This window comes from Streptomyces sp. NBC_00988, from assembly GCF_045162645.1.
Taxonomy (GTDB): Bacteria; Actinomycetota; Actinomycetes; order Streptomycetales; family Streptomycetaceae; genus Streptomyces.
In genome coordinates, this window is record NZ_CP108730.1 from 1511768 (window position 1) to 1532263 (window position 20496).

The following is a 20496-nucleotide window of genomic DNA, read 5'->3' on the forward strand; positions in this document are numbered from 1 at the left end:
GCCTGGCGAGTCCTCCGATGTCACACGTACGGTGTGATCATCCGTGCTCAGACTTCACAAAGGCGGTCATCGATGGCCCTGTTCGACCTTCCGCTCGACGAACTCCGCGACTACCGGAGCGATTCCGTCGAGCCCGAGGACTTCGACGCCTTCTGGTCCAAGACCCTCCAGGAGACCCGCGAGCACGATCTGGACGCCCGCTTCGAACCGGTCGACACGGGACTGTCCACCGTGAAGGTGTACGACGTGACGTTCGCCGGGTTCGGCGGTCACCCGGTGAAGGGCTGGCTGCGGCTGCCGGCCGACGCGGCCCAACCACTGCCGCTGGTCGTGGAGTTCATCGGTTACGGCGGCGGGCGGGGCCTCCCGCACGAGAACCTGCTGTGGGCCTCGACGGGCCGCGCGCACTTCATCATGGACACGCGCGGGCAGGGCAGCGCGTGGGGCGGTGGCGGTGGCACCCCGGACCCGGTGGGCGGCGCGCCCGCGTACCCCGGCTTCATGACCCGGGGCATCGACGCCCCCGAGAACTACTACTACCGCCGGGTGTTCACGGACGGCGTGCGAGCCGTCGAGGCGGCGCGATCGCACCCGTTGGTCGATCCGACGCGCACGGTGGCCCTCGGCGCCAGCCAGGGCGGCGGCATCACCATCGCCGTCGGCGGTCTGGTCGGGGACCTGGCCGCAATCGCGCCGGACGTGCCGTTCCTGTGCGACTACCCGCGCGCCGCGACCCTCACGGACCGCGACCCGTACCGGGAGATCGGCAACTACCTCAAGACCCATCGCGGTCGCACCGACGATGTCCTGCGCACGCTCTCGTACTTCGACAGCGTCCACTTCGCGTCCCGCGGCCGCGCCCCCGCCCTCTTCTCGACGGCCCTGGAGGACCAGACCTGCCCGCCTTCCACGGTGTTCGCCGTGTTCAACGCCTGGGCGCACGAGGACAAGAAGATCGAGGTGTACGACTTCAACGACCATGAGGGCGGCGGCCCTTACCAGGAGGCCGTGAAGCTGGACTGGCTGCGGTCGTACGCCTGAGGGGTGCCGTATGGACACGAGTGAGGCCGCCGAACATTTCGTGCGCGTCTGGGCGCGCGCCTGGGCCGAGCACGACGTGGACGCGTTGCTGGAGTTGTACACCGAGGACTGCGTCCACCGCTCGATGCCGTTCCGTGAACCCCACCGGGGGCGAGCCGAGTTGGCCGCGTATCTGCGGTGGTCGTTCGCGGCGGAGCAAGTGAGGGATGTGCGCTTCTCGGCACCGATCATCGGCCAACACGGCCTCGCCGTGGCCGAGTTCAGGGTGCTGGCCGAGGAGGACGGCGAACCGTCCACCCTCGCGGGCTGTGTCTTCGCACGCTTCGACGGCAACGGTCTGGCCGTGGAGACCCGCGACTACTGGCACACGGAGGCGGGGCACCGGGAGCCGGCCGGCACCTTGTTCCTGAACTGAGCGTACGGCGCCTTCCGGTCAGTCCGACCAGTCGGTATGTTCAGGGGGTCCGGGCCGCAGCGTCGCGGCCCGGGCGTCCGGCATACCACGGAGGCCCCATGTCCGAGCACCAGCCAGCCGTCGACGGCCACTGCGACCCCCGCTTCACCGCGGTACGCACGGCATTCGAGGAGAACTTCCGGGACCGCGGTGAACTGGGCGCCGCGGTGACCGTCACCGTCGACGGCGAGACCGTGGTCGACCTCTGGGGCGGCTGGGCCGACGCGGCACGGACCCGCCCCTGGGAGCGGGACACGCTGGTCAACGTGTGGTCGACGACGAAGGGCCCGGTGGCCCTGTGCGCCCACATCCTGGCCGACCGCGGCCTGCTCGACCTCGACGCCCCGGTGGCCACGTACTGGCCGGAGTTCGCCGCCGCGGGCAAGGAGAACGTCCTCGTACGACACCTGCTGTCACACCGTGCCGGACTGGCCGGACTGCGCGAGCCGCACTCCCTCGCGCAGCTCTACGACTGGGAGTTGACCACCGAGCGGCTCGCGGCGACGGAGCCCTGGTGGGAGCCGGGGACGCGGTCCGGGTACCACGCGCTCACCTACGGCTTCCTCGTCGGCGAAGTGGTGCGCCGTGTCTCGGGGTTGCTCCCGAGCGCCTTCCTGGAGCGCGAGGTCACCGGTCCGCTCGGGATCGACTTCACGATCGGACTGCCGGAGAAGGAGGCCGGCCGGGCGGCCGAGCTCGTGCATCCGCCCGCCGCGTCCGCGAGTGAACAGGCCGCGATCTTCAGCCAGTTGGCGCCCGCGGCCATCGCCGCACTGACCAACCCGATCGCGGGCGCGGCCGAGGCCAACACCCCCGAGTGGCGCGCCGCGGAGATCCCGGCCGCGAACGGCCACGGCACCGCACGCGCCATCGCCGCGCTCTACGGTGTCTTCGCCGGGCGCGGGACCTACGGCGGCCACCGCGTCCTCTCCCCCGAGGCGGCCGAGCGGGTGCGCGAGGGGCAGGGCAGCTGCCGTGACCTGGTGCTCGGCGCGGGCTTCGCGCACGACACGGAGGTCGGGCTCGGCCTGTGGCTCAGCGGCCCGAACGAATCGTACGGCCGCAACCCGAGGGCTTTCGGACACGACGGGTTCGGCGGTTCCTTCGGTCTTGCCGACCCGGAGGCGGGGGTGTCAATGGGCTATGTGATGAACCGGATGGGGCCTCATATCGCCGACGACCCACGGAAGATGATCCTGATCGACGCCGTGCACGACGCCCTGTGAGGGGTGATCGGCGCGGGTCGGTTTCGGCCTAACTGCCCTGCCGCTCTTCCCTGGTGGTTTAGACCAATGCTAGATCTGGTCGCGCAACGAGCCCGCACGGCTACGAATCGTCACCAGTTCTGCCCTCAGTCTTGTCACCAACAGGAGGCGCGGCATGGCCCGCACCACCCCCCACGACCACCCGACCGCCGACGACCAGCCCCTCTACGGGAAGGTCGCCACCCAACTGCTCGGCGAACTCCACGACGGCACCATCCCGCCCGGTGAACGCCTGCCCGGCGAACGGCAGTTGGCCGAACACTTCCAGGTCAGCCGGGAGACCATAAGACAGGCGCTGGAGGTGCTGCGCAGGGACGGCCTGGTCGCCACCGACCGGCGCGGCAGCCACGCCACCCTGGCAGGCCAGCCCGTGGAGACCCCGTCCTCCCTCACCTTCCCGGTCGGCGCCCGCAGCACGGACCCGACCGGCTTCGACCGGGCCACCGTCGCCTGGGAGACTCCCCCGCCCGACCACGCCGAGGCCCTGGGCATCGCCCCGCACCGGCCGACCCTCGTCCACCGCTACGCGTCCGCGGCGGCCGACGGCAGCGGGCTGCGTACGGCCGTCACGTCCTTCTCGGCGGTGGCGCTCGCCGAGGTGGAGGAACTGGCCCGCTACCGCGACCGCGCCGACGGCTCCGCCGCCGCCCAACTCCGGCGCACCTACGACTGGATGCGCCGGGCGGGTCTGACCCTGCACCACCGGGACGCCATCACCCAGGTCGCGAACGCGCCCTCGGTACGCGTGACCCGCCGCGTGCACGACCAGTACGCGCGCCCGCTGGAGATCACCGACCTGGTGGTGGAGGCCCAACAGGACGCCCTGATCTACGAGTTCACGCTGCCTGCCGCAGCGGGCTGAGCCCGAGGTCTCTGCACGGTGGCGCGCGGCGGGTCCCAACTCGCCGCGCGCCCACCGGACTCAGGCACTCGTGAGCACGACCAGCTGCTGGGTCGCCCGGGTCATCGCCACATAGTGGTCGACGGCTCCCTCGATGCCCTCACCGAACTCCTCCGGGTCGATGAGCACGACCAGGTCGAACTCAAGTCCCTTGGACAGCACGGGAGTCAGCGTCCGGACGCGGGGCCTCGCCCGGAAGATGTCCGCGTCCATCTCGGCCGTACCGATGACACAGCCGATGCCGTCCGCGTGCTCGGCGAGCCAGGTGTCGAGGACCGACTCCAGGTCGGAGGCGGGTCCGTGGACGACGGGGATGCCGCTGCTGCGGATGGAGGTCGGCACGTTGGCGTCCGGGAGCACGGCACGGATGACCGGCTCGGCCTCCGTCATGATCTCTTCCGGGGTGCGGTAGTTGACGGTCAGGGACGCCAGGTTGATCCGGTCGAGGCCGATCCGCTTCAGCCGTTCCTGCCACGACTCGGTGAATCCGTGCCGGGCCTGGGCGCGGTCGCCGACGACGGTGAAGCTGCGGGACGGGCAGCGCAGCAGGAGCATCTGCCATTCCGCGTCGGTCAGTTCCTGTGCCTCGTCCACGACGATGTGCGCGAACGGCCCGGCGAGCAGGTCGGGTTCGACGGCGGACACCTGTGCGGCCTCGTCGATCAGCGCGTCCCGCAGATCCTTTCCGTGGAGCATGCCCATCGCTCCCTCGCTCTCGTCGATCTCGACGTTCTGCAGCAGGCTGTCGATGACGTCGGTCCTGCGGGCGTGTTCAGCGACGACGGCGGCTTCCTGCCGGCGCTTGCGGCGCGCCGACTCGGGGTCGCCGAGCCGTTGCCGTGCCGCGTCGAGCAGCGGCAGGTCGGACACCGTCCAGGCCTGGGCGTCCGCGCGCTGCAGCCGCTGGACCTCGTCGCGGCTCAGCGAAGGGGCGCACTTGCGCAGGTAGGCCGGTACCGTCCACAGGTCACCGACGAGGTCTGCCGCTTCGAGCAGCGGCCACGCGCGGTTGAAGGCGGTGAGCAGGTCCCTGTTCTGCCGCAGCGACCGCCGGAGCTGTTCGGGCGTGACCTGGCCGTCCTCACCGTCCTGCGGTGAGGCGGTGTTGTCGTGCTTGTCGACCAGGATCGTGAGCAGCTCCTGCCAGACCTGCTCGCGTCCCTCGTTGTGCGGGGTGCCGGGTTCGGCCGCCTCGAACGCGACGGCCCAGTCCTCGGGGCTCAGCCAGATGTCGGACCAGTGGGTGGTGACGTTCATGCCCTTGGTGGGCGGCTCCTCGTAGAAGCGGACGGCGGGCTCGATCGCCCGCACCAGCCCCACGGAGGACTTCAGCCGGGCCACCTCCGGATCGGCCTCCGCGACCGCCGCAGCGCCCTCGGCGACGAGGTCCCGCAGGATGCAGGTCTGCACGCCCTCCTCGCCGAGGCTGGGGAGGACGTCCGCGACGTAGTCCAGATAGGGCCGGTGCGGACCGACGAACAGCACGCCGCCCCTGCGGTGCCCGAGGCGCGGGTCGGAGTAGAGGAGGTAGGCGGAGCGGTGCAGGGCGACGACGGTCTTGCCGGTGCCGGGGCCGCCGTCGACGACGAGCGCGCCGCGTGATCCCGCGCGGATGATGGCGTCCTGGTCGGCCTGGATGGTGCCGAGCACATCGCGCATCCGGCCCGAGCGGTTGCCGCCGAGGCTGGCGATGAACGCGGACTGGTCGTCGAGCGCGGCGTGTCCGACGAAGCCGTCGGCGGTGAACACCTCGTCCCAGTAGTCGCTGATCCGGCCGCGCGTCCAGCGGTACCTGCGGCGGCTCGCGAGACCCATCGGGTTGGCGTGGGTCGCGCCGAAGAACGGCTCCGCAGCGGGCGAGCGCCAGTCGAGCAGCAGCCGTCGTCCCGTGCTGTCGGTGAGGCCGAGCCGCCCGATGTACACGGGCTCGGATGTGTTGGCGTCGACCATGTGGCCCAGACACAGGTCCAGGCCGAAGCGACGTAGGGTGCGCAGCCGTGTGGTGAGCCGGTGGATCTCCGTGTCCCGGTCCATCGCCGCCCTGCCGATGCCGCCGGGCGCCCTGCGCGCGACGTCGAGGCTCTCGGTCAGTTCCGCGATCGACCGGTCGAGGCTCTCCGCGATCGCCGCGAAGTGCTGCTCGTCGGCGGCGATCAGCGCCGGGTCGGCCTTGGCCGAGAGCCGGTCGGGAAGGTCGAAGGCGCTGGTGGTCAGGGGGTTCACGGCATCAATTCCGATCTGGGGTCGCTCACGGCCCGGCGTGCGGCTGGGCGTGAGGACCGGTGCGTGCGGTTTCTCGTGTGCTCGGTTCGGCCGGTTCACGCGTGCGTGGACCGCCCTTCCCCGCTGACCATGTCCAGGAGCAGCTTCGCGGCCACTGTCGTCCCGTCGGTGCGGATCGTGCCGGCCACGGCCCGCGCCCGTTCCCGGATCCCGGGCGCCAGGACGGTGGTGAGCGCGGCGGACAAGGTGTCGTAGGTCGGTGTCGCCCCGTCGTGTGCGACGCCGATGCCCAGCTCGGCCACTCCTGCGGCCCAGTATGGCTGGTCGGCGATCTGCGGCACGACCAGCTGCGGCGCACCGGCCAGCGCGGCGGTCGTCGTGGTGCCCGCGCCGCCGTGGTGCACGACGGCGGCGACCCGCCGGAACAGTGCCTGCTGGTTGACCTCTCCCACGACGAAGCAGTCGTCCCGGTCGTCGACCGCGGCCAGGCCCGCCCAGCCCCGGGCGAGGAGGACGCGGCGGCCCTGCGCGCGGACCGCGTCGACGGCGACCCGGGCGAAGTCCGGCGAGGTGCGCAGGGCCATGCTGCCGAAGCCGACGTACACCGGCTCCGCACCGGCCTGCAGGAACGTCTCCAGGTCGGCCGGGAGCGGGCGTTCGTCGGGCAGGATCCACGGGCCGGTCACGACGACGTCGAGATCGGTGTGGTCCTGCCACGGGAACAGCGCCGGGTCCGCCGCCAGCCACGGCCGCTCGGTGAAGACGTAGTCCCGTACGTTGTCGACCGGCGGCAGGCCGAGCTCCGCGCGGTGCCGGTTCTCCGCCTCGCCGTACAGGGCGTTCACGCGCTGGGCGTCCTGCTCCCACAGTGCCTTGATGTCGGTCTCTTCCGGCGAGGACGCGTGGCCGGGACGCGAGAGCGGCGGGTACTTCGACGACGGCAGTCCGGCCGTGTGGAAGCAGGCGAGCACATAGCGGATGCCGAGTTTCTCGGCCACCGAGCGGGCGCCGGCCGGCATCAGACCGGTGGCCAGCAGCACGTCACAGCCCTCGGCCGCCGCCGTGAGCGTCTCGTAGCGGGCGGCGACCAGCTCGGGCGCGAGCTGGAACGCCCGCTCCGCCGACGGCGGCTTCGCCCCGTTCACCACGGACCGCACCGACGGACCGAGCGGCGTCAACGGCACACCGGCCCGGGCCAGCAGCTCCACGAACTCCTCGTCCGGTGGCGCGCACACCCGCACCTCCGCGCCGAGTTCCAGCAGGCGCGACGCGAGTCCCGCGAGCGGTTCGACATCCCCGCGCGATCCCCACGTCGTCAACAACACACGCATTCGAGACTCCCGTTTCCGCAGGTCATGGCCTCAGGCCGGACATTCTGCGGCACGACGGGGGCCTTGCCGCAAGCCCCCCGGTGCGCTATACGTTAAGAAGGGAAGAGGAGTGAGTACGCCTCCCTTTCCACCCTCCCTCGCGAAACTCGCGGAAAAAAATCTGCCGCCGATGTCGAGAACCCGCGCCCGGCTCCGTCCCCGAGGTGAACGCGACCACAATGGGTCGCACGAGCACCAAGGAGAACGACCATGGCCAAGTACCTGCTGCTGAAGCACTACCGTGGCGCCCCCGCCGCCGTGAACGACGTCCCCATGGACCAGTGGGCCCCCGAGGAGATCACGGCCCACGTCCAGTACATGAACGACTTCGCGGCCCGCCTGGAGAAGACCGGCGAGTTCGTCGACAGCCAGGCGCTCTCCCCCGAGGGCACCTTCGTCCGCTACGACGGCGAGGGGCGCCCGCCGGTCACCGACGGGCCGTTCGCCGAGACCAAGGACGTCATCGCCGGCTGGATGGTGATCGACGTCGACACCTACGAGCGCGCCGTGGAACTGGCCGGTGAGCTGTCGGCCGCGCCCGGGGCCGGTGGCAAGCCGATCCACGAGTGGCTGGAGCTGCGGCCGTTCCTGGGCACGCACTCCACCGTCACGGACACGGAGTGCACCTTCAAGTGAACGAGGTCCTGCTGCGGAGCCTCACTCCGAGCGTGCTCGGCGTCCTCGTCCGCCGCGGAGCCGACTTCGCGGCGGCCGAGGACGCCGTACAGGACGCGCTCGTCGAGGCGGTCCGGGTGTGGCCGGACGATCCGCCGCGGGACGCGAAGGGCTGGCTGGTCACGGTGGCGTGGCGGCGGTTCCTCGACGCGACGCGGGCGGAGACCGCCCGCCGCAGACGTGAGGACCTCGTGGACGAGGAGCCGGCTCCCGGGCCCGCGCCCGCCTCGGACGACACGCTCCAGCTCTACTTCCTGTGCGCCCACCCGAAGTTGACGCCGTCGTCGGCGGTCGCGCTCACCCTACGCGCCGTCGGCGGGCTCACCACCCGGCAGATCGCGCAGGCCTATCTGGTGCCCGAGGCGACGATGGCGCAGCGGATCAGCCGCGCCAAGCGCACCGTCTCCGATGTGCGCTTCGACCAGCCCGGCGATGTCGCGACCGTGCTGCGCGTCCTCTACCTGGTCTTCAACGAGGGCTACTCCGGCGATGTCGACCTCGCCGCCGAGGCGATCCGGCTCACCCGGCAGCTCGCCGCCGCGATCGACCACCCCGAGGTCGCGGGCCTCCTCGCGCTCATGCTGCTGCACCACGCCCGGCGCGCCGCCCGGACCGCGCCGGACGGCAGCCTGGTGCCGCTCGCCGAGCAGGACCGCGGCCGCTGGGACACGTCGGCGATCGCCGAGGGCGTCACCATCCTCCAAGTCACCCTCGCCCGCGACCGGTTGGGCGAGTTCCAGGCGCAGGCGGCGATCGCGGCGCTCCACGCGGACGCGCCCACCGCCGAGGAGACGGACTGGGTGCAGATCGTCGAGTGGTACGACGAACTCGCCGGCCTGACCGACAGCCCGGTGGTCCGCCTCAACCGCGCGGTCGCCGTGGGCGAGGCCGACGGCCCGCGCGCCGGCCTGGCCGCGCTTGCGGTACTGGACGCCTCGCTCCCCCGGTACACCGCGGTTGCCGCCTATCTCCACGAACGTGACGGCGACCTGACGACGGCGGCCCGGCTGTATGCCGAGGCCGCGCACCAGGCCCCCAACCTCGCCGAGCGCGACCATCTGACCCGGCAGGCCGCCCGGCTCAACACCCTCCGGTCCGTCTGAGCCGTTTGCCTTTTCGCGAAAAGTGTGGGCAATTCCCGGGTGCCCAGAATTCCCCTTGCCCACACCATTGGAGAGTTCGTCAAGGGCGATATTGGCAACACCGGAAAGGGAGTTGTCCGTTCCCGAACGGCGGTAAATCGCTGCTACGGTGAGCACTCGTCCCGAGGTCGAGCGATGTGCCGTGTCGGCGCCCCGACCTCGGATTGCACAGCGAGTGTTCCGCTTCTCACCGGATTCCGTTCACTCTCACCTTTCCCTGTTCGCGGCACTCCCTGGAGTTCTTGAACCATGTCTGCTGAGAGCGTGGCCACGGCCACTTCGACGGCACCGGAGCATTCCGGTTCCGCCCCCAGAGACCGGCATCTCGGTCTCGCCCTTTTCGTCATCGCGGCGGCCCAGCTGATGGTCATCCTCGATGCCACCATCACGAATATCGCCCTGCCCGCCATCCAGACCGACCTCGGTGTCTCCGACGCGAATCTGGCGTGGATCGTCAACTCGTACGCGCTGTCCTTCGGCGGTCTGCTGCTGCTCGGCGGCAAGGCCGGTGACCTGTTCGGCCGACGCCGGATGTTCCAGGTGGGCATCGCCGTCTTCACCCTCGCGTCCCTGCTCGGTGGACTGGCCCCGAACGAAGCCCTGTTGATCGGCGCGCGCATCCTCCAAGGCGTCGGCGCGGCACTCGCCGCACCCAGCGCGCTGGCGCTGATCACCACGACGTTCCCGGCGGGCAGGCCACGCAACCGGGCGATGGGTGTGTACGCCGCGATGGGCGGCCTCGGTGCCACGGTCGGTCTGCTGCTCGGTGGTCTGCTCACCGATGTGCTGGACTGGCGTTGGGTGTTCTTCGTCAACATCCCCATCGGCCTCGCCGTCCTCGCCGGCACCCGCAGCCTCGTCGAGGCACAGCGCCACCCCGGCCGCCTCGACGTCCCCGGGGCCGTCACCGGGACCGGCGGTCTGATCTCCCTGGTCTACGGCATCACACGCGGCGGCGAACACGGCTGGACGGGCGGCCTCACGCTCGGCTGCTTCGCGGTCGCCGCCGTCCTGTTGGTGGCGTTCCTGTTCCTCCAGGCCCGCACGCCGGACCCGATGATGCCGCTGCGCCTGTTCAAGGACCGTAATCGGTGGGGCAGTTACGCCACCATGCTGTTCATCGGCTCGGGCATGTTCGCCTTCTTCTACTTCCTGACGCTCTATATGCAGCTGATCCTCGGCTACAGCCCCATCAGGACCGGCTTCGCCTATCTGCCGTTCAGTTTCGGCATGGCCGCGGCGGCGGGCATCAGCTCCAAACTCGTCGCCCACATCGCGCCCCGGCTCATCGCCGCACCGGGCCTCCTGGTCGCGGCAGTCGGCATGTTCTGGTTCGCCACCCTGGAGCCGGACTCCTCCTACGCCGCGCATCTCATGCCTGCCATGTTTGTCACCGCTCTCGGCCTGGGCATGAGCTTTGTCCCGATGACACTCGGCGCGGTCAGCGGTGTCGCCCACCAGGACACCGGCATCGCCTCGGCCCTGCTCAACACGGCGCAGCAGATCGGCGGCGCCCTGGGCCTCGCCGTCCTGTCGACGATCTCGAACTCGGCGGCCGACGACAGGCTGCCGCAGGCGGCCGGCGCCCTCTACCGGGGCCTGGCCACCCAGGACTTGGGCCTCGTGTCGAAGGCGAGTGACGCCCTGACGCACGGCTACACGATGGCCTTCGTCGCCGCCGGAGTCGTGTTCGTGGCCGGTGCCGCCGTCACCGCGTTCGCCGTCAACGCGGGCAGGCAGCAGCACACCGAAGGCGCCACCCCGGTCCACATGGGCTGAGCCCACCCCTGTCCAGGCACCATCACGTCGAACCGGCGCGAAGACCGTGCCCGCGGTGCCCCGCAGCCCTGTGCGGCGGGGCACCGCGGGCACGTACAGCCGCCGCGCCCCTGGAGCCCCGTATGACTAACCCACCCTCTTCGGCGAACCCCGAGCACCCCGAACTTCCCCCGCCGGTCGAGGCGTTGACCCACGCGTTCGCCCTGCTCGGCAAACGCTGGAGCGGTCTGGTCCTCGCCGCGCTGGCCAAAGGCCCCGCAGGGTTCGGCGAAGTGCGCGAGCGGGTGCCCGGCATCAGCGACCGCATGCTCGCCGACCGCCTGCACGAACTGGCCGCCGCCGGTCTCCTCACCCGCACCCCGCTGCGCTCCTCCTACGCCCTCACCCCGCACGGCACCGCCTTCCTGATCCCCCTCGCCGCCCTGGCCGTCTGGGCCGAGGAGCACCTCATGGTCACTCCCACTGGTACTGGAGGTACTTCCCGTCGAGAGTGATGACGACCCGGTCACCCGCGGGATCGGGCACCCGGCTGACGTCGAGGCGGAAGTTGATGGCGCTCATGATGCCGTCGCCGCACTGCTCGTGGATCAGTTCCTTGATGGTGGGGCCGTAGACCTGAATGACCTCGTAGAGCCGGTAGATCGTGGGGTCCACGGGCACGGCGGCGTCCAACGCGCCCCGGGTCGGCTGGAGTTGGAAGGCGAGGGCGGCGTCCTCGCCGAGTTCGAGGAGGGCGGCGGCCGTTGTCGCCTCGTCCTTGCTCATGGGGTGCTGGCCCAGCAGAGCCGCCGTGGTCCACGCGAGCGGTCGGCCTACGGATTCGGCCAACTGGGCCCATGTGACACCGGTCTTCACCTTGGCCTGGCGGACTGCTTCGCCGGCTTCACCCTTGCTGAGCATGCACAACTCCGTTCCCGGACAGCACGTTTGGTCACACGCCGTTCAGCGTAGGAGATCACCCATGCCGCGACAATGGCGCGATCACGGGCGGCGCGCCACAACCATGCGCACCCGGGGGCTGCCGTCGCCGCGGTGCCCGAACTCGGGCAGGGAGTGGAGGTCGACGTCGAAGCCTGTCCGCTCCAACTCCCCTCTCACGTAGCCGAGTCGGAAGTCCCGGTAGTACATGACGAACGGCGGTCGCCAGACGGCGTTGCGTACCTTCATCACCGCGTCGAAGCCGGACAGCATCCAGTACGCGGGGGAAGTGGGGCGCGGCGGCGCGACGACGGGGAAGGCGAAGCATCCGCCGGGCCGCAGCACCGAGTGGACCTGGGTGAACAGCCCCGGCAGTTCGCGGGGCAGGAAGTGGCCGAACGCCCCGAAGCTCACCACCAGGTCGAAGGCCGAAGTGAACGGCAGGGCCCTGGCGTCGCCGCGCACCCATGAGACGCGGCGTTCGCTGCTCGTCACGCGCTCCCGGGCGACTTCGAGCATGCCCGCGCTGAAGTCCACGCCGGTGACGCTCACTTGGCACACTTTCGTCAGCACCTCGGCGCCCGCGCCCGTACCGCAGCACAGGTCGAGCCCGTCGTCGAAGGGGCCGACGCGGCGCAGCATCGTGGCGACCGCGTCGAGCAGCGGGGCCGGTGTGCGGAACGGGGTGCGGTCGAACTTGGGCGCGAGGAGGTCGTAGCCGTGCTCGACGGACGACAGTGCCTGGACGGCGAGTTCGCGCAGACTGGGGCCTTCGGGGCTGAACATCCGGGTCAGCCTAGGGCAACGCGCTGCTTCAGGATCGCCAGAACGCGCTCGCACCAGCGCAGGTTCTCCTCCTCGAAGGTGATCCCGGCCATGAGCGTGAGATACGGCCCGATGCGGTCGGCGTCCCGGAGGTACTCCTCCTCGGTCAGGCCGCCGAGGAGACGGTCCCGTACGCGCTGGTAGCGGTCGAGCTTGCCGCGCGCCCACGACCCGCGCTCCTCGATCAGCTCGCGGGTCACGGCGGGGTCGGTGCCGTCCATGGCCTGGATCTTGATGAGGAGTTCGTCGCGGATGGCGGTGGGGCGCCGGGGCGGCTCGGCGGCGAAGGTGTCGAGGTCGCGCCGGCCGGCCTCGGTAAGCGTGAACATCCTTTTGTTGGGCCTGCGTTCCTGCTGTACGACCCGTGCCTCGATCAGCCCGTCCTGCGCGAGGCGCTCCAGTTCGCGGTAGAGCTGCTGCGGTGTCGCGGGCCAGAAGTTCGCCAGCGACACGTCGAACACCTTCGCCAGCTCGTAGCCCGAGGCCTCGCCTTCCAGGAGGGCCGCGAGGACCGCGTACTTGAGGGACATGTGGACACGCTAACAGCCGTTGATTAGTCTCATCCATACCTACTCAACAAATTGACTATGAGGTGAACCGATGCGTGCGTTCCGTGAGGCGGTCGAGGCGCAGGACATGGACGCCGTCGAGGCCCTGCTGGCCGAGGACGTGGTCTTCACCAGCCCGGTCGTGTTCAAGCCGTACCCCGGGAAGGCGATCACCGCGGCGATCCTGCACGGGGTGGCGCGGGTCTTCGAGGACTTCCGGTACGTCCGGGAGATCGGTGACCCGGACGGCAGCGACAGCGCGCTGATGTTCGCCGCGCGGGTCGGCGACCGGGAGCTGACCGGGTGCGACTTCATCCACGTCGACGAGGAGGGCCTGATCGACGAACTGACGGTCATGGTCCGGCCGTTGTCCGGGGCGCAGGCCCTCCAGGCGGCCATGGGTGCGCAGTTCGAGCGGATCGCGAAGGAGGCGGAGGCGCGGCTCGCGTGAGCCCTTCAGCTCGGGTGGGCCCCGCGCCTCCGCCCATGCCTCACGCGACGGTCAGCGTGAGGGCGCCCGTGTAGGTCTGGCCCGCCGTGATGGCCGTGGCCGTCCCGTCGACCGTCAGCGTGACCTTCTTGCCGCGGGGCGCCTTGACGGTCGCGTCGGCGGCGAGGGCGAGCCGGGTCAGGTACGAGGTGCCGGTGACCGTCCACGTCGAGCCGCTGTCGAGCTGCACGATCGCGCCGTTGTTGACGGCGGCCTGGGCGGTGTTGGTGACGATGCCCAGCTCGTAGAAGGTCGAGGCGTCGATGCTGGAGACCCGGTGCTTGGCCTTCGTCGCGGAGATGACGCCCTCGACGCTCGCGCCCTCGAAGGTGAGGACCATGTTCTTGCCCTTGCGCATGCCGTTGTAGAAGTCGCCCTTCAGGGCGATGGAGTTGAAGGTGGCGGCACCGTCGGTGGCGTGCACGGCGGTCGGGTCGAAGGTCGCGTCCTTCGCCGGGTCGCCGGTGGGCTCGGTGTAGACGCCGATGTTCATCATCTTGCCGTTGACCGGGACCGGGCCCGGGTCGTCCAGCTCGATCATCTGGAGGATGATCCCGTCGCGCGGGTTGAGCCGGGCGCCCTGCGAGCCGTCGACGCTGATCGTGGTCTGCTGGCCCTTGTTGAGGAAGGTGGCCCGGTCGGAGTTGATCACCGTGCCGCCGTCGAGGGTGAGTTGGCCGGCGCCGAAGAACATGTAGCCGAAGTGCCCGGAGTTCACGACGGTGTTGCGCGCCGGGATCGACGCCAACTCGGCCTTGGACAGACCGAGTTCCAGCTCGGTGTTGAGCGCGGCGACGGCGGCCCTGGTGCTGTCGCCGTAGTGCACGACCGCGGCCGGGCCCGCGATGATGGTCGCGTAGCTGCCGACGTCGAGCCGGGAGCCGAGCACCCGCACGGTCGCGTCGCCGATGGCGTAGGTGCCGTAGCCGTACTCCCCCGTGTTGCCGAAGTGGCTGTTGATCGCGGTCAGTTTGAGCCCGCTGCCGCCCTCGACCGACAGGGCGCCCCAAGTCTCGGAGAACACGGTCGAGTTGAGGTAGGTGGCCTTGCTGTTCTTGCCGATGAGGTTGGTGGCGCGGACGTTGCCGTCGAGGCCGAGCATCCAGGGCACGGACTCCATGTAGGGCGTTTCCACGGTGGCTTGGTAGTCGGCGGGCAGGACGCCGTTGCGGGCGCGGAGGACGGAGTCCTTGACGATGACGTTGGCGCCGTCGTTGGCGATGACGGCGGTGCGGACGACTCCCTTGTTGTCGATGCGGGCGCCGTCCACGACGAGCGTGGTCGCGGAACCGTCGCCGACGACCGCGGCGCCGTAGCCCGCGAAGTCGCAACGGCCGTTGCCGGTAAGGGAGATGGAGGGCCGGTCGAGCGTGAAGGTGGCGTCCTGGACGTACACGCCGTCGAAGCACTCGCCGGTCGAGGCGATCGACACGTTCTTCGCGTAGGCGTCCGTCAGCTTGCCGCCGAGGACGGCCGCGAGGACGGACTTGTCCGTGACCACGCCGTCACCGTCGACGTACACCGCCTGCCGGAAGGGGAAGGTGAGCGTCTGGTACGTCACCGCGTTGGCCGCGGCGACGGTCAGGACGACGTCACCCCGGTAGGTGCCGGCCTGGATCAGGGTGGCCGTTCCGCCGGTGGCGGTGAGGAGTTGGCCGGTCTCCACTCCGTCGACGGTCAGCGAGAGGCTGGAGCCGTCCGGGGCGGCGATCGTGCCGCCGGCGGCGATGGACAGCTCGCTCACGCGGGTGGTCGCGGAGACCGTGTACGTCTCACCGGATCCGACCGAGATCCGCTTGCCCGAAGCCTTCGGGGTCTTGGTGGCCGTCGGAGCGGCGGTGGCGGAGACCGCCGGCACGAGTACGGCTCCGGCCGTGGCGGTACCGGCGATCAGGACCGAGCGTCGGGTGATCAGCGTCATTGCTTGCCTTCCCAGGGATCGATGCGCCGTCGCGCAGTGTGACCGGCCGGCCGTCGAACGCGGGATGCGGACGGCCCGGCGGAGGCACCGAAGGTGCGCACGAGGGAGTGAAGCAGCCATGAGAACCAGGGAATAGGCAGGCGGCACACACATATGGGAGTCCGATGCCTCGGATCACGCCGACCATTTCATGGCGGTCACACAGAGTCGTCATAGCGCGGGCACGAGCTTGAACACGACGGCGAGGCGGGCGGCTCGTCAGCCGTCCACCTCGCCGTTTTCCGCACCCCGTTCAGCTACGACGGGGCGATCATCCCGGCCGACAGGTCGATGTCGGCCCCGCACAGGCCGGGCATCGCCAGCATCGCCACGAGCGCCTGCGCGACCTCGTGCTCCTCGACGAGCCGGCCGAGGGCGGCCCGGGAGGCGAAGTCACGTTCGGCCTCGGCGACCGTGCAGCCGGTCAGTTCGGCGGTGAGCCGGAAGTTCCGGTCCATGCGCGGGCCCCGAACCGGGCCCGGGGAAAGGGAGTTGACCGCGATCCCCCGTGGGCCGACCTCCCCGGCAAGGGTCCGGGTCAGGCCGAGCAGCGCCATCTTGGAGGCGGTGTACGGGGTGCGGTTCAGCAGTGGCCGTTTGCCGCTGACCGAGGCGACGTTGACGACGTCACCGCGTCCGGTCGCGAGCATCGGCGGCAGGAAGGCCCGGCACATCAGATAGACGCCCCGGACGTTGGCGGCGAACACCTCGTCCCACTCGTCCGGCTCGATGTCGACCAATGGCCGTACGGGACCGGCGACTCCGGCGTTGTTGACGAGCAACGACACGTCCTCGTCGGCGAGTTGGGCGGCCAGGGCACTGACGGCCGAAGGGTCGGAGACATCGCAGGAGGCCGTACGGGCCTGTGCGCCGTCCTTGACCACACGTGCCGCCGCCTCCGCGAGCGCCGCCTCGTTGCGCCCGACCAGGATCACCCGGGCACCGGCGTCCGCGAGAGCCAGCGCGAAGGCGCGCCCCAGCGGTCCGCCGCCGCCGGTGATCAGCGCCGTACGGCCGTCGAGAGGCGTACGTCGATCCGAGGTGACGCCGGGATCCGAGGTCACGCGGTGTTCCAGGGCAGCTCGTCGCCCGCGGCCTTCGCCGCCCGTACGTCACCGGAGCGGGCGTGCCCCTCGAACAGCTCGACGCGGGCCGCCCGTCCGCACAGCCGGCCGAGCAGTGCCTGGGAGTCGGTGTCGGTGACCTCCTGATAGGTCACCGTCTTGAGGTACTTCCCCACCCACAGGCCGCCGGTATAGCGCGCGGCACCACGTGTGGGCAGCACATGGTTCGTGCCGATGACCTTGTCGCCGAACGACACACAGGTGCCCTCACCGAGGAACAGGGCGCCGTACTGGGTCATCCGCTCCAGCGCGAGCCGCGGTTCGGCGGTCAGCACCTCGACGTGCTCGAAGGCGAACTCGTCCGCGAGGGCGTACAGCTCGTCGAGGGTGTCGACGACGTGGACCTGGCCGTGGTCGCGCCAGGCGGGCCCGGCGAAGTCGCGGGTGGGCATGCCGGGCAGCAGGCGTTCGACCTCGGCGATCGTCTTCTCGGCGACCTCGCGGGAGGTGGTGATGAGGACGGCCGGGGAGTCCGGCCCGTGCTCGGCCTGGGAGAGCAGGTCCACGGCGCACACGAACGGGTCCGCCTCGTCGTCGGCGAGGACCAGGATCTCGGTCGGCCCGGCGAACAGGTCGATGCCGATCTCCCCGAACAACTGCCGCTTGGCCTCGGCCACATAGGCGTTGCCGGGCCCGGCGATCAGGTTGACGGGCCGCATCGTGTCCGTGCCGACGGACATGGCGGCCACCGCCTGCACCCCACCGAGCAGCCAGATCTCGTCGGCGCCGGCGAGATGCATCGCGGCGACGGTGGCGGCCGGGATCTCCCCGTGGATGGGCGGCGTACAGGCCACGACCCGGGGCACGCCCGCGACCTTGGCGGTGACGATGGTCATGTGGGCGGAGGCGGTGAGCGGGTAGCGGCCACCGGGGATGTACGCGCCGGCCGCCTGCACGGGGATGTGCTTCTGCCCAAGCCTCACGCCCGGCAGGGTCTCCACCTCGAACTCCCGCAAGGAGTCGAGCTGGTGGCGGGCGAAGGTGCGCACCTGGTCCTGGACGAAGCGGATGTCGTCGATGACCTGTTGCGGCACCGACGCGATGATCTTCTCGACCTCCTCGTCCGTCAGCCGGAAGGAGTCGGGGCTCCACTTGTCGAACTTCTCGGAGTAGGCACGCACCGCCTCGTCACCGCGCGCACGGATGTCCGCGATGACGCCGGTCACGGTCTCGCGCACCTGGGCGAGCGAGGCGGTCACCTCTGACTTGGGCACGGCGTGCTTCAGGATCGTTGCCACAACTGCGGCCTTTCTGCGGGTGGTTCGCGACAGAGGGGTGCCGGACGGGGAGACGGAGGTGTCAGACGGGGGGCGCCACGAACAGCACGTCGGGGTCGTTGAACTGCTCCTTGGCGACCGACTCGCTCATCGGGTCGGCGGTGCCCCACTGGTCCTGGGTGATCGGGTCGTCGACGTCGTGCCGGCCCGGGTGCCACAAGTCCTCTTCGAGGACGGCGAGTTCGGTCGTGTACTCGACGGTGTTGCCGTGCGGGTCATGGAAGTAGGAGAAGGTGTTGTCACCGGCGAGATGCCGCCCGGGCCCCCAGGTGAGCCGGGTCCCGGCGCGCAGCGCCCGCCCGGTGCCGCGCATGTACTCCTCGACCCCGCGCATCTCGAACGAGGCGTGGTGCAGGGAGACATGGGGTCCCCGGGCGATCGCGAAGGAGTGGTGGAGCGGGCTGCACCGCAGGAAGTACATGAGGTCGCCCATGTGCGTCGAGTACAGGGTGTCGGTGAGCCGGAACCCGAGGTGCTGGACGTAGAAGTCCCGAAGCCCTTCCGGGTCCTGGGAGTTGACCACGCAGTGCGAGAGCCGGACCGGGATCGCCTCACGCTCCTCGATCCTGCGGTGAGCGCGGGTGGCGACGTCCGCCGAGACCTCGACGACCCGCCCGTCCGGGTCGAAGAACCGGAAGCCGTAGCCCCCGCCCGGAGTGTCCAGCACACCGGGTTCCCCGAGGAGTTGAATGCCGGCCCGTCCCAGCCGCCCGTGCAACTCGTCGACGGCGGCCGGTGATTCGGCGCCGAAGGCGACGAGGTCCATCCGCTTCCGCTCGTCCTCGCGGATGCGGACGATGTACTGCTCGGGGCTGCCCTCGGCGGCGAAGAAGGCGACACCGCTGTCGTTGGCGACCTCGGTCAGGCCCCACGTCGTGCCGTAGAAGGCGCGCTGGCGGGCGAAGTCCGGTACGGCCAGGTCGACATGGCGCAGATGGGTGATGGGCTGGAAGCTCATACGTGGCTCCTGACGGTGTTGCGCTGGTGGCCCAGGCCGGTGATCTCTGACTCGACGACGTCGCCGGGCTTCAGGAAGACACCCCAGTGCGCGCCGTTGCCGGCCGGAGAACCGGTGAGCAGCAGGTCGCCGGGGCGCAGGGTGGTGGTCGTGGAGATGTACGCGATGAGCCGGGGGATGTCGAAGATCATGTCCTTGGCGGACTCGTCCTGGCGTACAACTCCGTTGTGGCGGAGGGTGATCCGCAGGTCGCCGGGATCTCCGACGAAGGCCGCCGGCACCAGGAAGGGGCCGGTCGGCAGGAAGGTGTCGGCGTTCTTCGCGGTGAACCAGTCGGTGCCGATGGCCTTGAGGTCGGGCCGGTAGAGGCGGTCGCGGGTGGTGAGGTCGTTAGAGATCGTGTACCCGGCGACGTACTCCATCGCGTCCTCGGCCGCGATGTTCTTGCCCGCCTTGCCGATGACCAGGGCGAGTTCGAGTTCCCAGTCGTGCTGTTCGCCGAGCGCGGGGAGCACGATGTCGTCGTAGGGGCCGCTGATGGCGCGCGGGGAGCCGAGGAAGACGTACGGCACTCCGTTGCGGGCGCGCTCGTCCATCATCAACTCGGCGTCGGCGCGGGCCTCTTCGGGGGTGGCGCCGTGCACGCTCTCCTTCTCGGCGGCGACCAGATCGACCACGTGCTTGCGGTAGTTGGCTCCGCTCTGCAGGATCTGGCCGGGCTCGATCGGGGTCAGGACGCGCAGCGCGGCCAGATCGTGCCAAGTGCCGGAGCCGCCCTCCGCCATGGCGAGGTCGCCGAGCCGGGGCAGCCAGGCGTCCCACTCCTCGACGAGCGCGCGGATCGACGGCACGAGGTCGGAGAGGTCACGCACACGGTCGCCGGTGACCAGTCCGGGGAAGTCCGCCTCACCGGAAGCGAACGTGCCGAGCGCGAACGGTCCGGCGTGGGTGGGCAGTTGATCGGGCACGGCGCTCTCCTCGTACGGGTGGGGGCTCGCCGTCGACGCTAGGCAGCCGCGGGGCGCGGCGGAAATGGCGATCCGCGATGCCTGCCATCACCGGCCCGCCGGGCCCGGGACCGCCGCTCCGTCGGGGGCCCACCAGGCACTGAACCGCTGGTCCATCGCCGTACGGGATGCATGACGTCCCCCTTGCCGATGCCTCGATCCGTTGACCCCCGCGTCGGGCGCCACGCAGGCTCGGAGCACCCCACCACCCGAGGAGCGCACCGTGGTCGTCGAGCATGCCGAGCTGACCGTCGAGGCCGGTCGTGAGCAGGAGTTCGCGGAGGTGTTCGGCAAGGCCCGCGAGGTGCTCGCCGAGGCCGACGGCTTCCGGTGGGCGGAGCTGCTGCGGGGTGCGGAGCGGCCGACGACCTTCCTTCTGCTGGTCGGCTGGGACTCGGTCGAGGCCCACACGGTCGGCTTCCGGGAGTCCGAGGCCTTCGGGCGCTGGCGGGCCCTGGTCGGGCCGTTCTTCGCCGAGCCGCCGGCCGTCGAGCACTTCCACGAACTCGGCGCCCGCTTCTCGGGATGACCCCCACTCT

The 20496-nt window shown here is 70.5% G+C and carries 20 protein-coding genes; 10 read left to right on the forward strand and 10 right to left on the reverse strand.

The window, feature by feature from the left end:
• The first annotated feature begins 72 nt into the window (after positions 1-72).
• The 4 genes from OG496_RS07020 (at position 73) to OG496_RS07035 (ending at position 3622) form a co-directional block, all read left to right on the forward strand.
• Complete coding sequence (locus OG496_RS07020) at positions 73-1041, forward strand: acetylxylan esterase (RefSeq protein WP_405970044.1); 969 nt, start codon at positions 73-75, stop codon at positions 1039-1041.
• Positions 1042-1051: 10 nt separating this feature from the next.
• Positions 1052-1456: a nuclear transport factor 2 family protein gene (locus OG496_RS07025; RefSeq protein ID WP_405970045.1), complete on the forward strand. Its 405-nt coding sequence runs from the start codon at positions 1052-1054 to the stop codon at positions 1454-1456.
• A 98-nt stretch (positions 1457-1554) separates the two neighbouring features.
• Complete coding sequence (locus OG496_RS07030; protein WP_405970046.1) at positions 1555-2721, forward strand: serine hydrolase domain-containing protein; 1167 nt, start codon at positions 1555-1557, stop codon at positions 2719-2721.
• Between the two features lie 154 nt (positions 2722-2875).
• On the forward strand, positions 2876-3622 hold the full coding sequence (locus tag OG496_RS07035) for a GntR family transcriptional regulator (RefSeq protein ID WP_405970047.1): 747 nt from the start codon (positions 2876-2878) through the stop codon (positions 3620-3622).
• A gap of 60 nt (positions 3623-3682) precedes the next feature.
• Here the strand turns inward: OG496_RS07035 and helR are convergent, their stop codons facing one another.
• Positions 3683-5884 (reverse strand): RNA polymerase recycling motor ATPase HelR, encoded by a 2202-nt coding sequence (gene helR / locus OG496_RS07040; protein WP_405970048.1) that lies wholly within the window; start codon positions 5882-5884, stop codon positions 3683-3685.
• Positions 5885-5979: 95 nt separating this feature from the next.
• Positions 5980-7215, reverse strand: coding sequence for a glycosyltransferase (locus OG496_RS07045; RefSeq protein WP_405970049.1), 1236 nt, complete (start codon positions 7213-7215; stop codon positions 5980-5982).
• Positions 7216-7464: 249 nt separating this feature from the next.
• Here OG496_RS07045 and OG496_RS07050 point away from each other — a divergent pair, with 249 nt between their 5' ends.
• The 4 genes from OG496_RS07050 to OG496_RS07065 all read left to right on the forward strand — a co-directional run bounded on the left by OG496_RS07050 (position 7465) and on the right by OG496_RS07065 (position 11344).
• Positions 7465-7890: a YciI family protein gene (locus tag OG496_RS07050; protein ID WP_399392992.1), complete on the forward strand. Its 426-nt coding sequence runs from the start codon at positions 7465-7467 to the stop codon at positions 7888-7890.
• Positions 7887-9032: a DUF6596 domain-containing protein gene (locus tag OG496_RS07055; protein ID WP_366495000.1), complete on the forward strand. Its 1146-nt coding sequence runs from the start codon at positions 7887-7889 to the stop codon at positions 9030-9032. The genes OG496_RS07050 and OG496_RS07055 overlap by 4 nt, the downstream gene beginning before the upstream one ends.
• A gap of 288 nt (positions 9033-9320) precedes the next feature.
• Entirely contained in the window at positions 9321-10850 is a 1530-nt protein-coding gene (locus tag OG496_RS07060; protein WP_405970050.1) for an MFS transporter, read from the forward strand.
• A gap of 122 nt (positions 10851-10972) precedes the next feature.
• Positions 10973-11344: a winged helix-turn-helix transcriptional regulator gene (locus tag OG496_RS07065; RefSeq protein WP_405970051.1), complete on the forward strand. Its 372-nt coding sequence runs from the start codon at positions 10973-10975 to the stop codon at positions 11342-11344.
• Here OG496_RS07065 and cynS read toward each other — a convergent pair.
• The 3 genes from cynS to OG496_RS07080 form a co-directional block, all read right to left on the reverse strand.
• Positions 11304-11750: a cyanase gene (gene cynS, locus OG496_RS07070; RefSeq protein WP_366495003.1), complete on the reverse strand. Its 447-nt coding sequence runs from the start codon at positions 11748-11750 to the stop codon at positions 11304-11306. The two genes, OG496_RS07065 and cynS, sit on opposite strands and share 41 nt — an antisense overlap.
• 81 nt (positions 11751-11831) lie before the next feature.
• A complete protein-coding gene (locus OG496_RS07075) occupies positions 11832-12554 on the reverse strand; it encodes a class I SAM-dependent methyltransferase (RefSeq protein ID WP_405970052.1) in 723 nt (240 codons plus the stop codon).
• 5 nt (positions 12555-12559) lie between these two features.
• On the reverse strand, positions 12560-13123 hold the full coding sequence (locus OG496_RS07080) for a PadR family transcriptional regulator (protein ID WP_366495005.1): 564 nt from the start codon (positions 13121-13123) through the stop codon (positions 12560-12562).
• A 70-nt stretch (positions 13124-13193) separates the two neighbouring features.
• Between OG496_RS07080 and OG496_RS07085 the strand changes: the two genes are divergently transcribed.
• A complete protein-coding gene (locus OG496_RS07085) occupies positions 13194-13592 on the forward strand; it encodes a nuclear transport factor 2 family protein (protein WP_366495006.1) in 399 nt (132 codons plus the stop codon).
• Positions 13593-13632: 40 nt separating this feature from the next.
• On the opposite strand, the gene OG496_RS07090 is transcribed toward OG496_RS07085, so the two are convergent.
• From OG496_RS07090 to OG496_RS07110, 5 genes are all read right to left on the reverse strand, one after another.
• On the reverse strand, positions 13633-15552 hold the full coding sequence (locus OG496_RS07090; RefSeq protein ID WP_405970053.1) for a hypothetical protein: 1920 nt from the start codon (positions 15550-15552) through the stop codon (positions 13633-13635).
• A 296-nt stretch (positions 15553-15848) separates the two neighbouring features.
• Positions 15849-16655 carry an SDR family NAD(P)-dependent oxidoreductase gene (locus OG496_RS07095; RefSeq protein WP_405970054.1) on the reverse strand — a complete coding sequence of 269 codons (807 nt, stop codon included), beginning with the start codon at positions 16653-16655 and terminating at the stop codon, positions 15849-15851.
• Positions 16652-17953, reverse strand: coding sequence for a histidinol dehydrogenase (gene hisD / locus OG496_RS07100; RefSeq protein ID WP_405970055.1), 1302 nt, complete (start codon positions 17951-17953; stop codon positions 16652-16654). The genes OG496_RS07095 and hisD overlap by 4 nt, the downstream gene beginning before the upstream one ends.
• 61 nt (positions 17954-18014) lie before the next feature.
• Positions 18015-18950 carry a VOC family protein gene (locus OG496_RS07105; RefSeq protein WP_405970056.1) on the reverse strand — a complete coding sequence of 312 codons (936 nt, stop codon included), beginning with the start codon at positions 18948-18950 and terminating at the stop codon, positions 18015-18017.
• Complete coding sequence (locus OG496_RS07110; protein WP_405970057.1) at positions 18947-19918, reverse strand: fumarylacetoacetate hydrolase family protein; 972 nt, start codon at positions 19916-19918, stop codon at positions 18947-18949. Before OG496_RS07110 ends, OG496_RS07105 begins: the two co-directional genes overlap by 4 nt.
• 262 nt (positions 19919-20180) lie before the next feature.
• Between OG496_RS07110 and OG496_RS07115 the strand changes: the two genes are divergently transcribed.
• Positions 20181-20486, forward strand: coding sequence for an antibiotic biosynthesis monooxygenase family protein (locus OG496_RS07115; protein WP_405970058.1), 306 nt, complete (start codon positions 20181-20183; stop codon positions 20484-20486).
• Positions 20487-20496 lie beyond the last annotated feature (10 nt).

What these genes read in the sequence shown, in the direction of transcription:
- OG496_RS07020 (WP_405970044.1), top strand. Translation starts at nt 73, where the DNA reads ATGGCCCTGTTCGACCTTCCGCTCGACGAACTCCGCGACTACCGGAGC.
- OG496_RS07025 (WP_405970045.1), top strand. Translation starts at nt 1,052, where the DNA reads ATGGACACGAGTGAGGCCGCCGAACATTTCGTGCGCGTCTGGGCGCGC.
- OG496_RS07030 (WP_405970046.1), top strand. Translation starts at nt 1,555, where the DNA reads ATGTCCGAGCACCAGCCAGCCGTCGACGGCCACTGCGACCCCCGCTTC.
- OG496_RS07035 (WP_405970047.1), top strand. Translation starts at nt 2,876, where the DNA reads ATGGCCCGCACCACCCCCCACGACCACCCGACCGCCGACGACCAGCCC.
- OG496_RS07045 (WP_405970049.1), bottom strand. Translation starts at nt 7,215, where the DNA reads ATGCGTGTGTTGTTGACGACGTGGGGATCGCGCGGGGATGTCGAACCG.
- OG496_RS07050 (WP_399392992.1), top strand. Translation starts at nt 7,465, where the DNA reads ATGGCCAAGTACCTGCTGCTGAAGCACTACCGTGGCGCCCCCGCCGCC.
- OG496_RS07060 (WP_405970050.1), top strand. Translation starts at nt 9,321, where the DNA reads ATGTCTGCTGAGAGCGTGGCCACGGCCACTTCGACGGCACCGGAGCAT.
- OG496_RS07065 (WP_405970051.1), top strand. Translation starts at nt 10,973, where the DNA reads ATGACTAACCCACCCTCTTCGGCGAACCCCGAGCACCCCGAACTTCCC.
- cynS (WP_366495003.1), bottom strand. Translation starts at nt 11,750, where the DNA reads ATGCTCAGCAAGGGTGAAGCCGGCGAAGCAGTCCGCCAGGCCAAGGTG.
- OG496_RS07075 (WP_405970052.1), bottom strand. Translation starts at nt 12,554, where the DNA reads ATGTTCAGCCCCGAAGGCCCCAGTCTGCGCGAACTCGCCGTCCAGGCA.
- OG496_RS07080 (WP_366495005.1), bottom strand. Translation starts at nt 13,123, where the DNA reads ATGTCCCTCAAGTACGCGGTCCTCGCGGCCCTCCTGGAAGGCGAGGCC.
- OG496_RS07085 (WP_366495006.1), top strand. Translation starts at nt 13,194, where the DNA reads ATGCGTGCGTTCCGTGAGGCGGTCGAGGCGCAGGACATGGACGCCGTC.
- OG496_RS07090 (WP_405970053.1), bottom strand. Translation starts at nt 15,552, where the DNA reads ATGACGCTGATCACCCGACGCTCGGTCCTGATCGCCGGTACCGCCACG.
- OG496_RS07105 (WP_405970056.1), bottom strand. Translation starts at nt 18,950, where the DNA reads ATGAGCTTCCAGCCCATCACCCATCTGCGCCATGTCGACCTGGCCGTA.